The organism is Streptomyces sparsus (assembly GCF_054776295.1).
This window is the reverse complement of record NZ_BAAHCA010000402.1, coordinates 1-4,336: the sequence shown is the minus strand read 5'-3', so window position 1 is coordinate 4,336 and position 4,336 is coordinate 1. Positions and strand designations below refer to the sequence as shown.

Annotated in this window: 4 protein-coding genes; 1 reads left to right on the top strand and 3 read right to left on the bottom strand. The window is 72.3% G+C overall.

Features of this window, described 5'->3' with window-relative positions; translation table 11 throughout:
- Positions 1-8: 8 nt before the first annotated feature.
- The 3 genes from purM to ACYVE9_RS17225 all read right to left on the bottom strand — a co-directional run bounded on the left by purM (position 9) and on the right by ACYVE9_RS17225 (position 3,645).
- Positions 9-1,112 (bottom strand): phosphoribosylformylglycinamidine cyclo-ligase, encoded by a 1,104-nt coding sequence (gene purM / locus ACYVE9_RS17235; protein ID WP_461028761.1) that lies wholly within the window; start codon positions 1,110-1,112, stop codon positions 9-11.
- 23 nt (positions 1,113-1,135) lie between these two features.
- Positions 1,136-2,701: an amidophosphoribosyltransferase gene (gene purF / locus ACYVE9_RS17230; protein ID WP_461028760.1), complete on the bottom strand. Its 1,566-nt coding sequence runs from the start codon at positions 2,699-2,701 to the stop codon at positions 1,136-1,138.
- 140 nt (positions 2,702-2,841) lie between these two features.
- Positions 2,842-3,645 (bottom strand): maleylpyruvate isomerase family mycothiol-dependent enzyme, encoded by an 804-nt coding sequence (locus ACYVE9_RS17225; RefSeq protein ID WP_461028759.1) that lies wholly within the window; start codon positions 3,643-3,645, stop codon positions 2,842-2,844.
- Positions 3,646-3,722: 77 nt separating this feature from the next.
- Here ACYVE9_RS17225 and ACYVE9_RS17220 point away from each other — a divergent pair, with 77 nt between their 5' ends.
- The gene (locus tag ACYVE9_RS17220) at positions 3,723-4,274 is read left to right on the top strand and encodes a PH domain-containing protein (protein WP_461028758.1); all 552 of its coding nucleotides are present in this window, start codon (positions 3,723-3,725) and stop codon (positions 4,272-4,274) included.
- Positions 4,275-4,336 lie beyond the last annotated feature (62 nt).

Here is a 4,336-nt window from a genome sequence, read left to right as displayed (position 1 = left end):
TGCCGGCGTCAGCTGGCGTAGTCGCCGCTGAGGGTGACGGCCTCCGGCCGGCCGCCGCGCTCGCCGACCTCACCGGCGACCCAGGCGTCCACGCCCCGGTCGGCCAGCGTGGCCAGGGCCGCGTCGACCGACTCCGGAGGCACCACGGCCATCATGCCGACGCCCATGTTCAGCGTCTTCTCCAGCTCCGCCCGGGCGACGCCGCCGACCTGGCCGACGGTGTCGAAGACGGCGCCGGGCGCCCAGGTGGAGCGGTCCACCGTGGCGTGCAGCTCGTCGGGCACCACGCGGGCCAGGTTGCTGGCCAGTCCGCCGCCGGTGATGTGCGAGAACGCGTGCACCTCGGTGGTCCGGGTCAGCGCGAGGCAGTCCAGCGAGTAGATGCGGGTCGGCTCCAGCAGTTCCGCGCCGAGCGTCCGGCCGAACTCCGGCACCTCGCGGTCCAGCGCCCAGCCGGCCCGCTCCAGCAGCACGTGGCGGACGAGGGAGTACCCGTTCGAGTGAAGGCCGGAGGAGGCCATGGCCAGCACCACGTCGCCGTTGCGGATGCGGTCGGCGCCCAGCACGCGGTCCGCCTCGACCACACCGGTGCCGGCGCCCGCCACGTCGTACTCGTCGGGGCCCAGCAGCCCCGGGTGCTCGGCGGTCTCCCCGCCGACCAGCGCGCAGCCGGCCAGCACGCAGCCCTCGGCGATGCCCTTGACGATCGCCGAGACCCGCTCGGGCACGACCTTGCCGACGCAGATGTAGTCGGTCATGAAGAGGGGTTCTGCCCCGCACACCACCAGGTCGTCGACGACCATGGCCACCAGGTCGTGGCCGATGGTGTCGTGCACGCCCATCTGCTGCGCGACGGCGACCTTGGTGCCCACGCCGTCCGTCGCGGACGCCAGCAGGGGCCGCTCGTAGCGCTTCAGCGCCGAGGCGTCGAAGAGTCCGGCGAAGCCGCCGAGTCCGCCGAGGGACTCGGGGCGCTGGGCCTTCTTCACCCACTCCTTCATCAGCTCGACGGCCCGGTCCCCGGCCTCGATGTCGACGCCGGCCGACTTGTAGGACACCTCGCCGCCGACGGCGGTGTCCCCGGTGGCGTGGCCGGCCGATGTGTCAGTCATGTCTCTCCGTCGGATCACGTCGGTCAGGGGCGCCGGAGCGCGTCCGCGGCGCCGGGGCCGGTGGCCAGGGTCTGGACGCCGTCCACGTCGGACTTGGCGCGCTGCCCGCTCTCGGACTCCAGCAGGTGCTTGCCGAGCAGTTCCGGGTCGGGCAGGTCCATCGGGTACTCGCCGTCGAAGCAGGCGCGGCACAGGTTCGGCTTGGCGATGGTGGTGGCCGCGATCATGCCGTCGGTGGAGATGTAGGCCAGGGAGTCGGCGCCCAGCGACTTGCCGATCTCCTCGACGCTGAGGCCGTTGGCGATCAGCTCGGCGCGGGTGGCGAAGTCGATGCCGAAGTAGCACGGCCACTTGATGGGCGGCGAGGAGATGCGGATGTGCACCTCTGCGGCGCCGGCCTCGCGCAGCATCTTGACCAGGGCCCGCTGGGTGTTGCCGCGCACGATGGAGTCGTCCACCACGACGAGCCGCTTGCCCCGGATGACTTCCTTCAGCGGGTTCAGCTTGAGCCGGATGCCGAGCTGCCGGATCGTCTGCGAGGGCTGGATGAAGGTCCGGCCGACGTAGGAGTTCTTGACCAGGCCAGCCCCGAAGGGGATGCCGCTCGCCTCCGCGTAGCCGATGGCGGCCGGCGTGCCGGACTCCGGTGTGGCTATCACCAGGTCGGCCTCGGCCGGCGCCTCCCCGGCCAGCTTGCGGCCCATCTCCACCCGGGAGAGGTACACGTTGCGGCCGGCGATGTCGGTGTCCGGACGGGCGAGGTAGACGTACTCGAAGATGCAGCCCTTCGGCTTCGCCTCCGCGAAACGGCTGGACCGCAGTCCGTTCTCGTCGACGGCGATCAGCTCGCCCGGCTCGATCTCCCGGATGAAGGAGGCGCCCACGATGTCGAGGGCGGCCGTCTCGCTCGCCACCACCCAGCCGCGCTCCAGTCGCCCGAGCACCAGCGGGCGCACGCCCTGCGGGTCGCGCGCCGCGTAGAGCGTGTGCTCGTCCATGAAGACGAACGAGAAGGCGCCCTTGACCAGCGGCAGGACCTTCGCGGCGGCTTCCTCGACGGTGAGCGGCTTGCCGTCCTCGTCGGTCTGGCCGGCCAGCAGCGCCGTCACCAGGTCGGTGTCGTTGGTGGCGACCACCTGGTTGGCCCGTCCGCCACCGCCGGTGGTGGCCAGGTTCGCCACCAGTCCGGACAGTTCGACGGTGTTTACCAGGTTGCCGTTGTGTCCGAGCGCGATCGAGCCGTGACCGGTCGCGCGGAAGGTGGGCTGGGCGTTCTCCCACACCGACGCGCCGGTGGTGGAGTACCTGGCATGACCCACCGCGATGTGGCCGCGGAGGGAGCCGAGGGAGGTCTCGTCGAACACCTGGGAGACCAGGCCCATGTCCTTGAAGACAAGGATCTGCGAGCCGTTGCTCACCGCGATGCCCGCGGACTCCTGTCCTCGGTGCTGCAAGGCGTAGAGCCCGAAATAGGAGAGTTTGGCGACCTCTTCACCCGGTGCCCAGACTCCGAAGACGCCGCAGGCGTCCTGGGGGCCCTTTTCACCGGGGAGGAGGTCGTGGCTGAGTCGTCCGTCACCACGAGGCACGCTCCCGAGTCTAGACGGGTGAACCCGCTCCGCCGAATCGAGGACCTCGACGAACCCCGATGACCTGCGGTTCCGCGTTTTCGTACGAGACCGACGTCACCGCCGCGCTGTGCGGTCGACCAGTGGCGGGGGCCCGGAGCTCAGCCTAGGACCGGCAGCAGGTCGGAGAGGTCCGCCCGCGGGCCGCTCGCCGAGACCGCCCCGGCGGCGCGGGCCCGCTCCCATCCGACCCGTCCGGTGGCCAGCCGCAGCCAGGTCAGCGGGTCGGTCTCGACCACGTTGGGCGGTGTGCCGCGGGTGTGCCGCGGGCCCTCCAGGCACTGGACGACGGCGAACGGCGGCACCCGCACCTCGACCGACCCGCCGGAGGCCTTCGCCGCCAGCGCGTCCGCCAGCAGCCGGACTACGGACGCGAGCGCGTAGCGGTCCAGCGCCGGCGGCACGCCGGTCGCCCTGGCCAGGTCGTCGCTGTGCACGACCAGCTCGACCAGGCGCGTGACGGTGAAGTCCAGCGCCCGCATCGCGCCGAAGCGGTGCGGCAGCAGCACGTCCTCGCGGACGGCCATCTCCAGCACCGGCTCCAGTTCCTCGGCGGCGGCGTCGATCGCGGCCGCCGCGTCCGGCACGCTCGCCGCCTGCTCCCTCGTCCGGGTGTCGAGCACCTCGGCGAGGCCGGCGGTGGAGACCGCCCACGCCGACAGGTCCGTCTCCGCCCGGCGGGCCGTCGGCGCCGGCTCGGCCAGCAGCCGGGGCAGCGCGTCGATCTGCCCGGCGACGTGCACCAGCAGGTGGTGCACGTCCCAGCCGGGCAGTCCGGACGGCGCCGCCAGTTGCGCCGCGGTGCACTCGTGGGCCGCCGTGCGCACCGTCTCGACCTGCGCGGCGAGGGCGTTGCGCACCCGGAGCGGGTCGTAGGCGCGGGGCTTGCGTCGTACGGGAGGCATGGCAGGAGGGTAACGGGCGCGTACCGGGCCCTCCCGCTGCGTAGGCGGCGCGCGGGCCGTGTGCCAGGATTCGGCTCATGCCGATTGCGGAGCGCTATCTCGCCGACGACGAAGAGCCGGTGCACGTCACCCGCCAGCACTGGACCGAGATGGTCAGTGAGTTCCTGGCGCTGTGCCTCGTCTGGGCCGTCGCCGGGGCGCTGCTGTGGGCGCTCCCCGCCGACGAGCAGTGGCACGGCACCGCGGTGTGGGTGGTGGTGGGTGCGGCGGTCGTCGCCTCGCTGTGGTTCTGGCTGATCCCGCTGCTCCAGTGGCGCCGGACGGTCTACATCCTCACGACCAGGCGCGTCTACAAGCGCAGCGGCTTCCTGACGAAGGCCGGCCGCAGCATTCCACTGATCCGGGTGAACGACGTGTCGTTCAAGGCCTCGCTGTGGGAGCGGATCATGCGCTACGGCACGATCCACATCCAGTCCGCGTCGGAGCAGGGCAAGATGACGCTGAAGCACGTGCCCGACCCGGAGGGCCTCACCGCCCTGATCTACCAGCAGGTCGACGAGGAGCAGCGGCGGCACCAGCAGGGCCCGGGGCTGGCCGATCCCGGCGGGATGATGCCGCCGGTGCGCTGACCCCCGGCCCCCGGGAGCCCTCGCCGTCGCCCGCGGCGCCCGGCAACGACGGCGGCCCGCCC